At 69.4% G+C, this 14,247-nt stretch carries 14 protein-coding genes; 7 read left to right on the forward strand and 7 right to left on the reverse strand.

The genetic code is table 11. From position 1 onward, the window contains the following. Positions 1 to 289: 289 nt before the first annotated feature. Together ACFY00_RS22680 and ACFY00_RS22685 are read right to left on the reverse strand one after the other, a co-directional pair. A complete protein-coding gene (locus ACFY00_RS22680; protein WP_388033277.1) occupies positions 290 to 814 on the reverse strand; it encodes a hypothetical protein in 525 nt (174 codons plus the stop codon). Between the two features lie 28 nt (positions 815 to 842). Then, positions 843 to 1,651, reverse strand: a protein-coding gene (locus tag ACFY00_RS22685; RefSeq protein ID WP_388033278.1) for an IS5 family transposase whose coding sequence is annotated in 2 segments (ribosomal slippage) — positions 843 to 1,331 and positions 1,334 to 1,651 — 807 coding nt in all. Because the reading frame shifts where the segments join, the coding sequence is not laid out codon by codon here. 228 nt (positions 1,652 to 1,879) lie between these two features. Between ACFY00_RS22685 and ACFY00_RS22690 the strand changes: the two genes are divergently transcribed. Both ACFY00_RS22690 and ACFY00_RS22695 read left to right on the forward strand, forming a co-directional pair. Beyond that, a complete protein-coding gene (locus ACFY00_RS22690) occupies positions 1,880 to 2,617 on the forward strand; it encodes a hypothetical protein (protein ID WP_388033280.1) in 738 nt (245 codons plus the stop codon). Positions 2,618 to 2,636: 19 nt separating this feature from the next. After that, a complete protein-coding gene (locus tag ACFY00_RS22695) occupies positions 2,637 to 4,232 on the forward strand; it encodes a hypothetical protein (RefSeq protein ID WP_388033281.1) in 1,596 nt (531 codons plus the stop codon). 493 nt (positions 4,233 to 4,725) lie between these two features. Here the strand turns inward: ACFY00_RS22695 and ACFY00_RS22700 are convergent, their stop codons facing one another. The 3 genes from ACFY00_RS22700 to ACFY00_RS22710 all read right to left on the reverse strand — a co-directional run bounded on the left by ACFY00_RS22700 (position 4,726) and on the right by ACFY00_RS22710 (position 6,163). Continuing rightward, a complete protein-coding gene (locus ACFY00_RS22700; protein ID WP_388033283.1) occupies positions 4,726 to 5,322 on the reverse strand; it encodes an NUDIX hydrolase in 597 nt (198 codons plus the stop codon). Between the two features lie 5 nt (positions 5,323 to 5,327). Beyond that, the gene (locus ACFY00_RS22705; RefSeq protein WP_388033285.1) at positions 5,328 to 5,864 is read right to left on the reverse strand and encodes a hypothetical protein; all 537 of its coding nucleotides are present in this window, start codon (positions 5,862 to 5,864) and stop codon (positions 5,328 to 5,330) included. A 77-nt stretch (positions 5,865 to 5,941) separates the two neighbouring features. Then, on the reverse strand, positions 5,942 to 6,163 hold the full coding sequence (locus ACFY00_RS22710; protein WP_388033286.1) for a hypothetical protein: 222 nt from the start codon (positions 6,161 to 6,163) through the stop codon (positions 5,942 to 5,944). A gap of 105 nt (positions 6,164 to 6,268) precedes the next feature. Here ACFY00_RS22710 and ACFY00_RS22715 point away from each other — a divergent pair, with 105 nt between their 5' ends. Next, complete coding sequence (locus ACFY00_RS22715) at positions 6,269 to 7,633, forward strand: FAD-binding oxidoreductase (RefSeq protein WP_388033461.1); 1,365 nt, start codon at positions 6,269 to 6,271, stop codon at positions 7,631 to 7,633. Positions 7,634 to 8,119: 486 nt separating this feature from the next. Then, a complete protein-coding gene (locus tag ACFY00_RS22720; protein WP_388033287.1) occupies positions 8,120 to 8,452 on the forward strand; it encodes a hypothetical protein in 333 nt (110 codons plus the stop codon). 281 nt (positions 8,453 to 8,733) lie between these two features. Here the strand turns inward: ACFY00_RS22720 and ACFY00_RS22725 are convergent, their stop codons facing one another. Next, positions 8,734 to 9,582 (reverse strand): DMT family transporter, encoded by an 849-nt coding sequence (locus ACFY00_RS22725; protein WP_388033289.1) that lies wholly within the window; start codon positions 9,580 to 9,582, stop codon positions 8,734 to 8,736. A gap of 248 nt (positions 9,583 to 9,830) precedes the next feature. Between ACFY00_RS22725 and ACFY00_RS22730 the strand changes: the two genes are divergently transcribed. From ACFY00_RS22730 to ACFY00_RS22740, 3 genes are all read left to right on the forward strand, one after another. After that, the gene (locus ACFY00_RS22730; RefSeq protein WP_388033290.1) at positions 9,831 to 10,859 is read left to right on the forward strand and encodes a DUF1906 domain-containing protein; all 1,029 of its coding nucleotides are present in this window, start codon (positions 9,831 to 9,833) and stop codon (positions 10,857 to 10,859) included. Positions 10,860 to 11,091: 232 nt separating this feature from the next. Continuing rightward, positions 11,092 to 12,765 (forward strand): long-chain fatty acid--CoA ligase, encoded by a 1,674-nt coding sequence (locus ACFY00_RS22735; RefSeq protein WP_388033292.1) that lies wholly within the window; start codon positions 11,092 to 11,094, stop codon positions 12,763 to 12,765. Positions 12,766 to 12,886: 121 nt separating this feature from the next. Continuing rightward, a complete protein-coding gene (locus ACFY00_RS22740) occupies positions 12,887 to 13,462 on the forward strand; it encodes a DUF4396 domain-containing protein (RefSeq protein WP_388033293.1) in 576 nt (191 codons plus the stop codon). Between the two features lie 26 nt (positions 13,463 to 13,488). Here ACFY00_RS22740 and ACFY00_RS22745 read toward each other — a convergent pair whose 3' ends face one another. After that, positions 13,489 to 14,187 (reverse strand): PepSY domain-containing protein, encoded by a 699-nt coding sequence (locus tag ACFY00_RS22745; protein WP_388033294.1) that lies wholly within the window; start codon positions 14,185 to 14,187, stop codon positions 13,489 to 13,491. Positions 14,188 to 14,247 lie beyond the last annotated feature (60 nt).

The raw sequence follows: 14,247 nt of genomic DNA on the forward strand, positions 1-14,247 counted from the left end.
CCTGCCACCAGGGCCCCAAGTGCCACCGAATGCCAGCAGTCCAGTTGGCCCCAAAATCGGGATCAATCCACCAAATTACGGGTGAAACGCCCAATCAGAGCTCGTAACAAGATCTTGCGCGCCAGCAGGCTGCGGCGAGTGCGACGATTCGTTGCTGTTGAGGGCGTTCGGGTGGGGTTGGAGGTATGCAGACATTCACGTCAGATGGAAGTCACTACCCCGAGGGGCAGTCCAGGACGCCGCGGCGGCCCTGTGGCTGGTGCGGCGCCCACCCGAAGGCGACGTGCGGTTACGCCGTCCAGCCGACTTCACTCGGGTCGAAGGACACCGCCCAATGGAAGAGCTGCCGCAGGCCGGAGTAGAAGCAGAGGTCCCCGTGCGAGAGCCAGAAGATCCGGCCCCGCCCGTCACCGGGTGGGATCATGAAGACTCCCGACGTCCGGTCCTCCTCCATGGAGGTCGGGATGACCTCCGTTCCGTCGGGGATCCCGACGTCGAGCCGGAGGATGTCTTTCTGGGCCTGGAGGAACTCTTCGGACTCCTCCTGGGTTCGGCCGCTCAGCCAGTCACGACTTCCGTAGAGGGGTCTTCCCAGCGCGAAGTTCTCCATCCCGTCCGAGTGCCGCAGGAACTCGACGTAGTGCTCCTCCAACGGCTGGGAGAACCTCGCCCGCAGTCGCGTGATGTCCTCTTCCGTCGCCCCGGCCCGCAGGATCGGAGGGCCGAAGATCCCCTCGTCGTCTGGGCTCTCGACGAACTCCCTCCTCCTGGCCTCGAAGACATCGCCGATCCAGCCGGGGAGACCCATGAACATGCCCTTTCAGTGCGAACTCGCAACAGCGTCACGGTATCTGTCGGTTGAGGCGTCGCCAGCAGATGAGTCCACAGGCCAGTGAGACGGAGGCGTTGTGGAGGTCGAGGCGTCTCTCCCATCGGACGGCGAGGCGCTTGAACTGGTGGAGCTGGGCGAAGGTCTGCTCGACGACGTGTCGGAGCTTGCCGAGGCCGACGATGTCGGGCTCGCCGCGGCGGGAGATGACCGGCAGGATCCGGCGTCTGCGCAGTTCCCGGCGGTTGGGGTTGCTGTCGTAGCCCTTGTCGCCGAGCAGGGCGTCCGGGCGTCTGCGGGGGCGGCCGACACGGCCGGCGACCGATGGGATGCCGTCGACCAGATCGAGGGTTCGGATGACGTCGTTGACGTTGGCGGCGGTGGTGATCAGGTGGAACGGGATGCCGCCACCGTCGCTGATCAGGTGGTGCTTGCTGCCGGTCTTACGGCGGTCGACCGGCGACGGGCCGGTGGCCTCACCCCCTTTTTCGCGCGCACGTGGGAGGCGTCCACGCACGCGTGGGTCCAGTCGATCAGTCCGGCCGTGTTCAACTCGGCCAGGAGCATGCGGTGCAGGGCCTCGAACACCCCGGCCTGCTGCCAGCGGCCGAGCCGCCGCCAGCAGGTCTGCCCGGAGCCGAAGCCCAACTCGGGCGGCAACTGCTGCCAGGCGATCCCGGTGTACAGCACGAACAGGACATCCTGCAGGCACAACCGGTCGTCCACCGGACGCGGGCCCGGCGCCCGCTCCGGCCATAGCGGCAGCAGCGGTTCGATCCGGGCCCACAGCTCGTCGCCCACGATCCACGGCTTGTTGCTCACGCCATCACGAACGGGCGAATCGTCACATCGGTCACGCCCTGCCAGTGACGATCAGCAAGATCGTGTTACGAGTTCTTACGGTCCCCCGATCATGCTCGGCCCCAGACCAGGCAGGACACCGGCCAAAACCGCTCCACCGCCCACCAAAGAAGGCAAACCGCCTGCGGTAGTGAGAGCGCCCGGCGTAGCGTATGACTCATCAGCGCTACCACATCGCAGGAGCATCGCGTGACAGCTGCCGATTACAAGGCCGGAAGCATAGAAGAGCAATTGCGCGGCCTTCACGGCGAAGCCGAAAAGGCGATCGAGGAAACAATGAAGTCTAACCCTGCCGCCTTTGGGCGGCTGATGAGACTTGACCTCGATATTCAGGTTTTCGAGCAGATGATTTCTGGCAGGCCTGAAAGTGCCCAACTTGCGCAGGCCCGTAAAGAATTTGGATATGCGACCTACGCCGCGTCATGCGGTCTCTATCGCCTAGCCTTCGGTAGCATCCGACTGTTCCTTGAGCTTGGATTCGCATCGGTATTCTTTTCCGCAAATGAATACCTGCGAAGGAAATGGCTATCCGATCGTCATGACTTCTCTTGGTCAAAGGCCTTGGATGAGAATGAAGGAGTTCTATCCAAGTCTTTCGTTAGAGAATTTAGAGACGATGTGATCGACTTTGCCCCACACCATGCAACTAGTGCCGCCGAGTGCTACCGTCACTGCTCCCAGTTCATCCACGGTAAGGCTTCTGAAACGAGTAAGCTGCCAGAAGTGATTGGATACTCCAAAGATGTGCTGGAGAACTGGATTGCCACGGCTGAAAAATCAGCAAAAGCCGTCCTGTTTCTCCTTTACTGTCGTTACTCCACCGAACTCCTTGAGGACGATGACGGCGGGAAGCTCCACGATGCCATCGCACACTCATTCGGCCATATCGCATCCGTCCGTACCGCGCTCGGGCTTCCCGTTAGCTAAATAGAGGGGTTTCTAGATCATGGCAGGCGACCTTTTCTTTCGAACCGAGGACATTCGACAGGAAGAAGTCCTCTCCTACTTGGTCGAATCGCAAAGCGACCGGGACCTCATTCGGGCGCTTAAGGGGCGCTCGCCGGTGATTCTGAAGGGGAGCAGAGGGGTCGGGAAGTCCTTTCTGATGCGGGCCGCCGAATCTGAGCTGAAGGACTCATTCGCGGAGTCCAAGATCCTTCCAGTCTATGTGACATTTGCCAAGGCTGGACTAATTCGAGCCAATACGCCCGACCGATTCATGCTGTGGATGATGTCGAAAATCTGCAACAGCATCGTCCGAACAGCTACGACTTACGGCCTGACGCTACCTGCAGGGTCAGCTATTGCCGAAATCCAAGGCAAGAAGTCCGACGACGGGACTTCCCAGATGGAGCAGGTCGAAGCAACCCTGGAGGAGTCCTGGAAAAATAGCAGCTCTGCAGATCCTTCCATGGATATTCCTGACTCCGACATTCTCCGCGACGCAATTGAAGATCTTTGCAGGTATGTCGATCTGAAGCGCATCTGCCTCTTTGTCGATGAAGCCGCACATGTGTTCATCCCCGAGCAGCAGCGGCAGTTCTTCACTCTCATGCGTGACCTTAGGAGTCCATTTATTTCCGTAAAGGCGGCGGTTTATCCTGGCGCTACCTCTTATGGTGACTCCTTCCAGCCGATGCACGACGCCTCAGTGCATACCGTAGACCGCCTCATCACCGAGGTAGAGTATGCGTCAAATATGAGGCAAGTGGTGTACAAGCAGGATAACTCACTAAAGGCAACGATTGAGCGCAATGGCGAGGTGTTTGACGCTCTCGCCTATGCCGCCACTGGAAATCCCCGGACCCTCCTAAAGACTCTTGATCGACTGCCTCAATTCAACCGAAGGAACGTGCAGGAGGTCATCAAGGAGTACTACCGTGAAGACATTTGGGCGGAACACTCAGCTCTTCGCGAAAGGTACCCAGGGCATGGCACGCTAATCGACTGGGGTAGAATGTTCATGGAGGGTAGCGTAATCCCGGCCCTTTACGACCGCAATCGAGCTTCAAAGACGGATACAACCTCTTTCCTTTGGATTCATCGCGATGCCCCGCATGCAGTACGAGAGGCGCTTCGACTGCTCTCTTACAGCGGCATCCTGCAGGAGGGTGTCTCCGGAATAAAAGGGACTCGGAGTCAAATCGGAACGCGCTACCTGGTGAATCTCGGATGCCTAGGCTCTTTGGATGCGGAGCCGATTAATTTTATCCAAAAGGTTCGATCTTCCCTATCCATAAAGCGATGGGTTGAGTATGGATCGAACCACGTCGAGTTCCGCGCGCTCGCGAAATTCTCCCTCGCTGACATAGAGTCGGAAGGGAATGAGGCCTTGGAGGCCCAGCTGCAGCGGTCGATCGACAAGCTAGACCTAAGTGATTTCCAGCGCAGCAGCCTTCACAGCTTGGGCATTAACACGATTGGTGGAGTGCTGGCTGCCGATGAAAAAGACTTCATGAAGGCACATTACGTCGGCCCCAAGAGGTCCAGAAAGATGCGCAATTCTGCCGTAGCTGCCGTCCTTGAGTATCTGTCAGGATGATTCATTCGGCGTTGTTGTCTTCACCTAGCTAGGGTCAACAGCTCGAAGCCGGCAAGGGCTTTCTGATCACACGGCGAAGATGGCGCAGGCGGAACGGTATCAGAGCGCGTGTCTAACTGCGCTACAGCGGCCTCGCACGTCAGCGGACCACTATGGACGATTGGGGACTGTGTGCGCAGGTCAGCGAGAGCCTGACCCAAGGTCGGGTGGGTGCCAAGTTGCTTCGGGACGAAGAGGAGGCAGACGCCGGCTGGATAGTTGTGCCTTAGCGAACCAGATTCGGGGCGCTGGAATATGCGTGGAACCTGCGGCGACTTCCTCGCACCCCAGCGACGCTCTTGCGCTGTTCAGAAGGGTGCGGCGCAACCCTGTCCGGACGTTCTTGAAAACTGTTGTGGCCTCGCGCCACCGTGGGTTCAAATCCCACATCCTCCGCGCCGGAACGGCCCCCGACCAGCAGTGATGCGGTCGGGGGCCGTCGTCGTCCCCGGGATCAGTGCGGGAGGAGGCCGTGGGCGCGGGCGAGGGTGAGGGCGGCGAGGGTCATGGCGTCGTCGAGGTGGCCGGTGGTGATCCAGCGGGGGAGGTCGGGGAGGGGGAGCCAGTGGGACTCGATGACCTCCTCGGGGGTGAGCGGGGCGCCGGGGGCGGTGGTGACGCGGGCGTGGACGACGGCGACGGGGTCGGCGAGCAGGCCGGAGTCGGGGGTCATGGTGCCGAGGAAGGTGAACTCGGCTTCGGGGACGCCGAGTTCCTCGTGGAGTTCGGTGCGGGCGGTGACCAGCGGGTCGCGGTCGTGCGAGAAGCCGCGGGGCAGGCCCCACTGGAGGCGGCCGAGGGGGTAGCGGTAGGTGCGCACCAGCCCGACGGCCCCGTCGCGGACGGGTAGCACCACCACGCCGAGGCCCTCGCCGCGGTGGCGGATCCGCAGGTAGCGCCCGTCGGTGCCGTCCGGGAAGGCGACCTCGTCGTCGTAGACGTCGACGAAGCGGTTGCGGTAGGCGAGCACCTCGCGGGTGCGCCGGATGGCGTCCCTCGCCCCGGCACCCGCACCGCCGTCCCCACCGCCGTCGCCACCGCCGTCTGTCATGGCGGTCAGCCTCTCACGTCGACGACGCGCCCCAGCGCGCACGCGGTCCGCCGGGTGCGTCGGCGTCCGGCGACGGCCTGCTTGGTCCGGCCGTAGACCGGGCTGCCGACCGCGCTCGCGGCGGACGCCGAGTGGCTGAGCGGGCCGGGCAGGTGCCAGGCCTCGGTGGCGGGGGCGGGCCCGGCGGCGCCCGCGGCGGTGAGCACCATCTCGATCAGGGAGCCGCTGCGCGCGGAGACCCCGACCCGGCCGCCGATGGTGCCGGCCACGCGGTTCAGGTGGGCGTCGAGCGCCGCGCGGGCGGCCCGCTGGTCCTCGGCGGTGCGCAGGAACGCGTACGAGTCGAAGGCGTACGACTGCGGGACGACGACGGTGCGGCCGAGCGCCAGCGTCAGCAGCACCTCGGTGAACACCTGCAGGTGCGCCTCCTCGGCGTACTTCCCGGCGTACTTCCCGGCGGGCTCTCCGGGCCGGGGCCGCAGGACGCGGCAGGAGTCGAGCGACTCCAGGTGCTGGTACTGGGCGGTGCCGGTGCGGGCCATGAGCGTCCCCCTGGATGCCGGCCTTCGGGACGGGGCGCTGCCCGGGCCGCAGGTGGTGGCCAGCCCCGGGCAAGGGGTCAGAACAGGGTGGGCGGGACGTCCGGGCCGGGGAGGCCGGGGAGGGTCTCCTGCCACAGGGTGGCGTCGGAGAGCGGGAGTTGGCGCATGCTGCCGGGGCAGAGGCTGAGCGAGCGGCGGTCGCGCTTGTGGTCGTGGATGACGCCGTAGCCGGTGCGGCGGGTGGGCATGAGGGCGACCGGTCGGTCGCAGTCGGGGCACTGGATCCGGGGTGCGCGCATGGGACCAGGGTGCCGCAGCGGGCCGACAGCGGGGAGGGGGCGTCGGGCGGTTGCCGGGGCGGCGGTGGGGGAGGAGAGTGCGCATTGGTCGAAGTGGAGGTTGCGGTGGGCGAGTTGGTCGAACGGTTGCGGGCGGGGCTGCCGGAGGGGGCGGTCGCGGTCGACCCGGACGTGACGGCCGCGTACGCGCGGGACATGGCCGGGTTCTGCACGGCGGGCGATCCGGCGGTGCTGGTCTTCCCGGAGACGGTCGAGCAGGTGCAGTTCGTGCTGCGGACGGCGTCCGAGCTGCGGGTGCCGGTGGTGCCGCAGGGCGCCCGGACGGGCCTGTCGGGCGGGGCGAACGCGGTGGACGGCTGCGTCCTGCTGTCGCTGACCCGGATGGACCGGATCCTGCGCATCGACCCGGTCGACCGGATCGCCGTGGTGCAGCCGGGCGTAGTCAACGCCGAGCTCTCGCGCGCCGCCGAGGCCCTGGGCCTGGCCTACCCGCCGGACCCGTCGAGCTGGGAGTCCTGCACCATCGGCGGCAACATCGGCACCGGCGCGGGCGGCCTGTGCTGCGTGAAGTACGGCGTGACCAGCGAGTACGTGCTCGGGCTGGACGTGGTGCTGGCCGACGGGCAACTGCTGCGGACGGGGCGGCGCACCGCGAAGGGCGTCGCCGGGTACGACCTGACCCGGCTGCTGGTCGGTTCGGAGGGCACGCTGGGGGTGGTGGTCGAGGCGGTGCTCGCACTGCGGCCCGCGCCGGAGCCGCAGCTGGTGCTGGCGGCGGAGTTCGACTCGGTGGACGCCGCGGGGAAGGCGGTGTGCGAGGTGATGGCGGCCGGGCACACGCCCTCGCTGATGGAGCTGATGGACGCCACCACCGTCCGGGCGGTGAACGAGATGGCCCGGATGGGGCTGCCGGAGTCGACCAGGGCGCTGCTGCTGGTGGCCTTCGACGGCCCGGACCGGCGGGAGCGGCTGGCTGCGGTCGGGGAGCTGTGCACCGCCGCCGGGGCCACCGCCGTGGTGCCGGCCGAGGACCGGGCGGAGTCCGAGCTGCTGCTGCAGGCCCGGCGCCTGTCGCTGCCCGCGCTGGAGCGGCTGGGCACCACGATGATCGACGACGTGGCGGTGCCGCGCAGCGCGCTGGCCGCGATGCTGAACGGCGTCGCGGAGATCGCCAACCGGCACCGGCTGACCATCGGCGTGGTCTCGCACGCGGGCGACGGCAACACCCACCCGGTGGTGATCTTCGACGCCGAGGACGAGGACGAGACGGCCCGGGCCCGCGACTCCTTCGACGAGATCATGGCGCTGGGCCTGGAACTGGGCGGGACGGTGACCGGGGAGCACGGCATCGGCCTGCTGAAGCGCGAGTGGCTGGCCCGGGAACTCGGCCCGGCCGGGCTGGAGCTGCAGCGCCGGATCAAGGCGGCGTTCGACCCGCTGGGCATCCTCAACCCCGGCAAGGTGCTGTGACCGGGGGGATATTCCGACCATCACAAGATGATGGTCGGGATATCCGCGCGCCATTTACCTGACCATCATCTTCCGAAATCCGGATGGTATGAGGATTTCGATGGACGGCGAAATGGCGAAATATCGACTTCGCGAGGTTGCCATGCCCGAACGGGGCGTGAACGGACGGTTCGTGCACCCCGGGGCTCGTACGACTCGCCGGAAACCCCTGTTCGCGCGCCCGCCCGGACGGGGTCCTAGCTGCCGCCGTCCGGGCGAAGCGGCAGTTGGCAGGCGGTGTGTCTGCCGATGAACCGATCGGCCCCGGATTATGCGCCACTGCCGCCGCGTCACGCTAATGGGGGAAAAGACTCAGCGGTGCTGGTGCTTTGTCGATTTGTTGCGGAAGTCTGTCCCTCGGCGTCGCAGCCCCGGAGCCTCGTCTGGCCGCGAACTCCGGAACACCTTTCACCCGCAACACCCGGCAAGAACCACGGAGGAAATCCCATGGCGCGCTTCCGCACCACACGCCTGGCCGCGCTGGTCGCGTCCGTCCCGCTCGCAGCCGGTCTGCTGCTGGCCGGGGCGGGTGCCGCGGCGGCCGACAACGGTGCGGCTGCCGGCCACGGCTCGAACAGCAGCGTGGTCTCGAACTTCGGCAGCGGCAACATCTTCGGATCGGTCGACGGCAACGACAACTCCACCCAGCAGACGGCGACCGGCGCCGGAGCGTCGAACCAGAACAACACCCTCGGGGTGAAGGGCAACTCGGGCGTCGTCTACGCCGACCAGTCCAACAAGAACTTCAACTTCGTCTTCGCGCCGGTCTACGCGTACTGACCCGTCGGCGGGACGTGCGGACGGACCGGCGGGGGCGCCGGACCGGACGGAGCACGGACCGCCGGGGCACCCGGGAGTGGAAAGGGTCACCGCCTCGGGGCACACCACGGACGACGAACAGCACCCCTCGGGGGCGCGGTGCCGCAACAACGGCCGCCGCGCCCCCGAGGCGTTCCCGGGGGCGTTCCCCCGACGGGCCGGTCAGCGGAGGGCCGGCCGACAGGGCGGTCGGCAGGTCGGCAGGTCGGCAGGGCGGCCGGTCGGTCGTGCGGAGGGCCGGCTCAGCGGCGCGCGGTGAGCGTCGCCCCCACGCTGGCGGCGACCACGCAGCAGATGCCCAGCACCTGCGGCAGTCCCAGCACCTGGCCCAGCACCAGCAGTCCGACCAGGGCGCTGACCGCCGGGTCGAGGCTGACGACCACGCTGAACACCCGCTGCGACATCCGGCGCAGCGCGGTCATCTCCAGCGCGTACGGCAGCACCGGGAAGAGCAGGGCGACGCCCGCGACGGCGAGCAGCAGCAGGACGGGGGAGCCGGATCCGGACAGGCCGTGCACCGCCTCGGCGGCACCGAACGGGGCGAGCACCACCGTCCCGATGGTGAACGAGACCGCCAGGCCCTCGAAGCCCTGGAAGGCCGCGCCGACCCTGTGGGTGAACAGGATGTACCCGGCGTAGCAGGCGGCCGCACCGAACGCGCAGGCCAGGCCGACCGGGTCGAGGCCGCCGGAACCGCCCCCGCCGCCGAGCAGGGTGAGCAGGGCGACGCCCGCCGCGGCCAGCACCGCCCACAGCACGTGCCCGGCGCGGCGGGCGAAGACCAGGGCGACGGCCAGCGGGCCGAGGAACTCGATGGTGGCGGCGGTGCCCATCGGCAGCCGGTCGACGGCGCCCGCGAACAGCAGGGTCATCCCGGCGGAGGCGACGCCGAGCAGTCCGGCCATCGCCAGGTCGCGGGGGCTGCGGCCGCGCAGCCGGGGCCGGGTGACGGCGAGCAGCACCACGGCCGCGAAGGAGATCCGCAGGAAGGTCGCACCCGCCACGCCCAGCGCCCCGAACAGCGGCTTGGACGCCGCCACGCCGAGCTGCACCGCCAGCATCGACACCAGGCACAGCACCGGCGCCGGCACGCTCCCGAGCCGAGGTCGTGCCCGGGCGGCGCCGGAATTGACCTTCGAAACGGAGGCGATGTTCGGGAGTTCGCTCGTGCTTTCAACGGTGAGGGAGGTGCCTGACATGCGATCGAGTTTGGCGTAAGGAGTGGAAATGGTCAAAGACGGTTACCAGTGGACCGCGCCACAGGGCCGCCCGGGTGACCCGATGGCGCCGACGGCGTGTCCCACCAGCCGCACTGGCTGCCCGTCAGTAGTTCTGGAAGATGCGCTACCTCGGCCCGGCGGCCCTGACGGCCGCGTCGCTCGTCCTGCTGCTCGCCACCGACCGGGACGCCGTCGGAATGCTGGCGGCCGGAACGCCCGCCGCCTCCCGCCCCGCGGCCCAGCCGCAATCCCAGCTCCAGCTCCAGCCGCTCGCCCCCGAGCTCGCCGCCCAGGGCCTGCCCGCCGTGGCGCACCAGGCCGCCCCGCTGACGGCCGTCGGTGCGGTCGCCGGGGCCGCCGCCGAGCCGCCGCCCGTCCGGTTGACCCGCACGGCGCTGTCCGACCCGCTGCGCTCGCGCCGGACCCCGCTGCCCGCCGAGGTGTTCACCGGCGCCGGGTTCGACGCCTGCGCCGCGCCCCCGCTGGAGACCATGCGCGCCTGGTGGGGCGCCTCCCCGTACGGCGCGGTCGGGATCTACACCAGCGGGCGGCAGCGGGCCTGCGCGCAGCCCCGGCTGACCGCGGCCTGGGTGCGCGAGGTCCGGGCGCTGGGCTGGCAGGTGATCCCGACCCACGTCGGGCGGCAGGCGCCGTGCATGAAGGCGAGCGGCAAGGCGCAGCGGATCGACCCGGCGAAGGCGGTGCAGCAGGGCAAGGAGGAGGCGGCCGAGGCGGTGCGCGCGGTGAAGAACCTCGGCCTGCGCACCGGCACCCCCGTCTACCTGGACATCGAGGCGTACCCGCGCGGCGACTCGGCCTGCAGCCAGGCGGTCATGGACTTCACCGTCGGCTGGACGCAGGCCCTGCACCGGGCGGGCTTCCGCTCCGGCTTCTACTCCTCCACCGACGCGGGCGTCGCCGACCTGGCCGCCGCCGCCCGGGCCGGGAGCGGGCCGCTGCCGGACGCGGTCTGGTACGCCCGCTGGGACGACCGGACCACCACCACCGACGGCGCGGGCCGGCTCGGCGACGACCTGTGGGCCGACCACGCCCGGATCCACCAGTACCACGGCAACGTCCAGGAGACGTACGGCGGCGCCGCGCTGACCGTCGACCGCGACCAGGTGGACGGTCCGGTCGCCCGCTGAGCGGGTACGACGGAGGGAGGCGCCCGTCCGCACCCACCCGGCCCGCCCGGCCCCGTCACGGCAGGCCCCCGCCGCGCCCCGGATCCGGGCGGGCGCGCGCCGCGAGCTGCGGGGACGGCTCGGTCTCATCTCGGTTGCGACTGCTGACAGCGGGGCCGCACCGGGGAAACAATCGGAGGAACCGCTTGCTACCTGCGGGTAGCAACGTGCCGGCCGGTCAAGGAGGACCCGCGTGTACAGCACGATGCAGGACGTTCCGCTCACTGTCGCCCGAATTCTGCAGCACGGGTCCACCATCCACGGCCGGTCGACCGTCACCACCTGGACCGAGAGCGGCCCCGTGGTGCGCACCTTCGCCGAGATCGGGGCCCGCGCCGCCCAGCTCGCGCACGCGCTGCACGAGCGGCTCGGGGTGGTCGACGGCGAGCCGGTCGGCACCCTGATGTGGAACAACACCGAGCACCAGGAGGCGTACCTGGCGATACCGTCGATGGGCGCCGTGCTGCACACCCTGAACCTGCGGCTGCCCGCCCACCAGCTGGTCTACATCGTCAAGCACGCCGCGGACCGGGTGGTGATCGTCAACGGCTCGGTGCTGCCGCTGCTGGCCGCGGTGCTGCCGCAACTGGCCGGGACGGTCGAGCACGTCGTGGTGGCCGGGGCGTACGACCCGGCGCTGCTGGCCGGGTTCGGCGGCACGGTGCACGACTACGAGGAGCTGCTCGCGGGCCGGCCGACCGACTACCCGTGGCAGACCGACATCGACGAGAAGCAGGCCGCCGCGCTCTGCTACACCTCCGGCACCACCGGCGACCCCAAGGGCGTGGTCTACAGCCACCGCTCGATCTACCTGCACTCGATGCAGATCATCGCCGCCTCCAGCTTCGGCCTGACCGCCCGCGACACCGTGCTGCCGGTCGTCCCGATGTTCCACGTCAACGCCTGGGGCATCCCGCACGCCGCGTTCATGACCGGCGCGAGCCTGCTGATGCCGGACCGCTTCCTGCAGCCCAAGCCGCTCGCCGAGATGATCGACCGGGTCAAGCCGACCTTCGGCGCCGCCGTCCCGACCATCTGGACCGGCCTGCTGGACGAGCTGGACGCGGGCGACTACGACACCTCCACCCTGGAGACCGTCGTCATCGGCGGCTCGGCCTGCCCGCCCGCCCTGATGAAGGCCTTCGAGGAGCGGCACGGCATCCGGGTCATCCACGCCTGGGGCATGACCGAGACCTCCCCGCTCGGCACCGTCGCCCACCCGCCGGCGGGCGTCACCGGCGAGGACGAGTGGGCGTACCGGGTCACCCAGGGCGTCTTCCCGTCCTCGGTGCAGGCCCGGCTGATCGGCCCCGGCGGCGAGACGATGCCGCACGACGGCGTCGCCGAGGGCGAGCTGGAGGTGCGCGGGCCGTGGATCGCCGGGGCGTACTTCGGCGGCGCGGGCCACGAGGCCGAGGCCCCCGAGGACAAGTTCAGCCCCGACGGCTGGCTGCGCACCGGCGACGTCGGCACCATCACCGCCGACGGCTACCTGACCCTCACCGACCGGGCCAAGGACGTGATCAAGTCCGGCGGCGAGTGGATCAGCTCGGTCGCGCTGGAGAACCACCTGATGGCCCACCCCGAGGTCGCCGAGGCCGCCGTGGTGGCCGTCCCGGACGAGAAGTGGGGCGAGCGCCCGCTGGCCACCGTGGTGCTGCGCCCCGGCGCCACCGCCGGGCTCCCCGAGCTGCGGGCCTTCCTGGCCGAGCGGGTCGCCTCCTGGCAGTTGCCGGAGCGCTGGTCGCTGATCGAGTCGGTGCCGAAGACCTCGGTCGGCAAGTTCGACAAGAAGGTGATCCGCGCGGACTACGCGGCCGACCGCCTCGACGTGACGGTGCTCGGCAAGGGGGCGGAGCGGGGCTGACGACGGGCCGCCGCCCGGCGGCCCTCCCGGGAAGATCCGGAAAACCGGCGTGGAATACCCCTGGGGGGTATAACGTTCCTCGTGGCCGGGGAACCCACCCGACCGGACGAGGAGGGCCGTCATGGAGCACAGCGCGCACACCGGGCACGAACACCACGAGCACCATGAGCACCACGCGGGTCACGGCCACCACGCGGGCCACGACGGCCACGCGGGCCACGCGCACCACGACGACCACGCGCACCACGGCGGCGGTGGCGGCAGCAGTTGGCGCACCGCCGCGCAGGCGACGCTGCACTGCCTCACCGGCTGCGCCATCGGCGAGGTGCTCGGCCAGGTGATCGGCGTCGGCCTCGGCCTCCACAACGGCGCGACCGTGGTGCTGTCGATCGCGCTCGCCTTCGTGTTCGGCTACGCGCTGACCATGCGCGGCGTGCTGAAGGCCGGTCTGCCCTTCCGGGACGCGCTGAAGGTCGCGCTGGCCGCCGACACCGTGTCGATCGTCGTCATGGAGCTGATCGACAACGGCGTCATGGTGGCCGTCCCCGGGGCGATGGACGCGGGCCTCGGCCAACTGCTGTTCTGGGTGTCGCTGGCCGGTTCGCTGGTGCTGGCCTTCGTGGTCACCGTCCCGGTCAACCGCTGGCTGATCGGTCGCGGCCGGGGCCACGCGGTGGTCCACGCCTACCACCACTGACCCCGGCCCGACCCGGAGCGGGGCCCTCAGCGCCCGCCCGCGACGGTGTTGCCGGTGACCGACCCGTCGGTGCCGTCCACCGTCACCAGGTGCCGGACGCCGTCCGGGGCGAGCACCTCCACCGACCAGGAACTGCCGCCGCCCTCGCGGCCGACCACCGCCAGCCCGGCGGCCCGGCCGTTCGGGACGGCCGCGACGGCCTTGGCCAGCGCCTGGTCGGCGGGGACGGTCGGCAGCGCGGCGGGGGCGAGCTTCCCCTCCGCCTTGCCGCCGCCCGCCTTGATGTCGTCCGCCTTGACGTCCTCCTCGGAGCGGAACACGCCCCCGGGCGCCTTGCCGACGACGACGGACCGGACGGAGCCGTCCTCCCCGCGGATCACCAGCTTCCCGGGCCCTCCCGGCAGCTCGGCACCGCCCGGGAGGCCCGGCAAGCCCGGCGGGACCTTCCCGGCGCGGACCCGGTCGAACCCGGGCGCCCCGTGATCGCTGTGCCGCTCCCAGGCGGCCCCCGCCCCGACGGCCACCACGCCCAGCACGACCGCCGCGGCGGCGCCTGCCGCCCAGCGCGCCCCGCGCCCCCGCGGCAGCCGCAGCGAACGGCGCCGCGCGGCCCCGGCGGACTCGGGCTCCGGCAGCGGGGGCTTGGTCAACCCGGTCGGCTCGGAGGCTGACTCGGGCGCGGACTCGGGCCGGGGCTCGAACTCCGGCGACTGCGGTTCGGACATGTGGGTGCGACCCCTTCGTGGGACTGCGGCCGGGGACCGATCCCGTCCGGCCGGGCGCCC

Origin of the sequence: Kitasatospora sp. NPDC001540, from assembly GCF_042894345.1 — a bacterium.
Taxonomy (GTDB): Bacteria; Actinomycetota; Actinomycetes; order Streptomycetales; family Streptomycetaceae; genus Kitasatospora; species Kitasatospora phosalacinea_C.

Bases quoted from the DNA above. Each gene is read 5' to 3' on its own strand.
- ACFY00_RS22695 (WP_388033281.1), top strand. From the start codon at position 2,637: ATGGCAGGCGACCTTTTCTTTCGAACCGAGGACATTCGACAGGAAGAA.
- ACFY00_RS22740 (WP_388033293.1), top strand. From the start codon at position 12,887: ATGGAGCACAGCGCGCACACCGGGCACGAACACCACGAGCACCATGAG.
- ACFY00_RS22680 (WP_388033277.1), bottom strand. From the start codon at position 814: ATGTTCATGGGTCTCCCCGGCTGGATCGGCGATGTCTTCGAGGCCAGG.
- ACFY00_RS22730 (WP_388033290.1), top strand. From the start codon at position 9,831: ATGCGCTACCTCGGCCCGGCGGCCCTGACGGCCGCGTCGCTCGTCCTG.
- ACFY00_RS22710 (WP_388033286.1), bottom strand. From the start codon at position 6,163: ATGCGCGCACCCCGGATCCAGTGCCCCGACTGCGACCGACCGGTCGCC.
- ACFY00_RS22720 (WP_388033287.1), top strand. From the start codon at position 8,120: ATGGCGCGCTTCCGCACCACACGCCTGGCCGCGCTGGTCGCGTCCGTC.
- ACFY00_RS22705 (WP_388033285.1), bottom strand. From the start codon at position 5,864: ATGGCCCGCACCGGCACCGCCCAGTACCAGCACCTGGAGTCGCTCGAC.
- ACFY00_RS22745 (WP_388033294.1), bottom strand. From the start codon at position 14,187: ATGTCCGAACCGCAGTCGCCGGAGTTCGAGCCCCGGCCCGAGTCCGCG.
- ACFY00_RS22700 (WP_388033283.1), bottom strand. From the start codon at position 5,322: ATGACAGACGGCGGTGGCGACGGCGGTGGGGACGGCGGTGCGGGTGCC.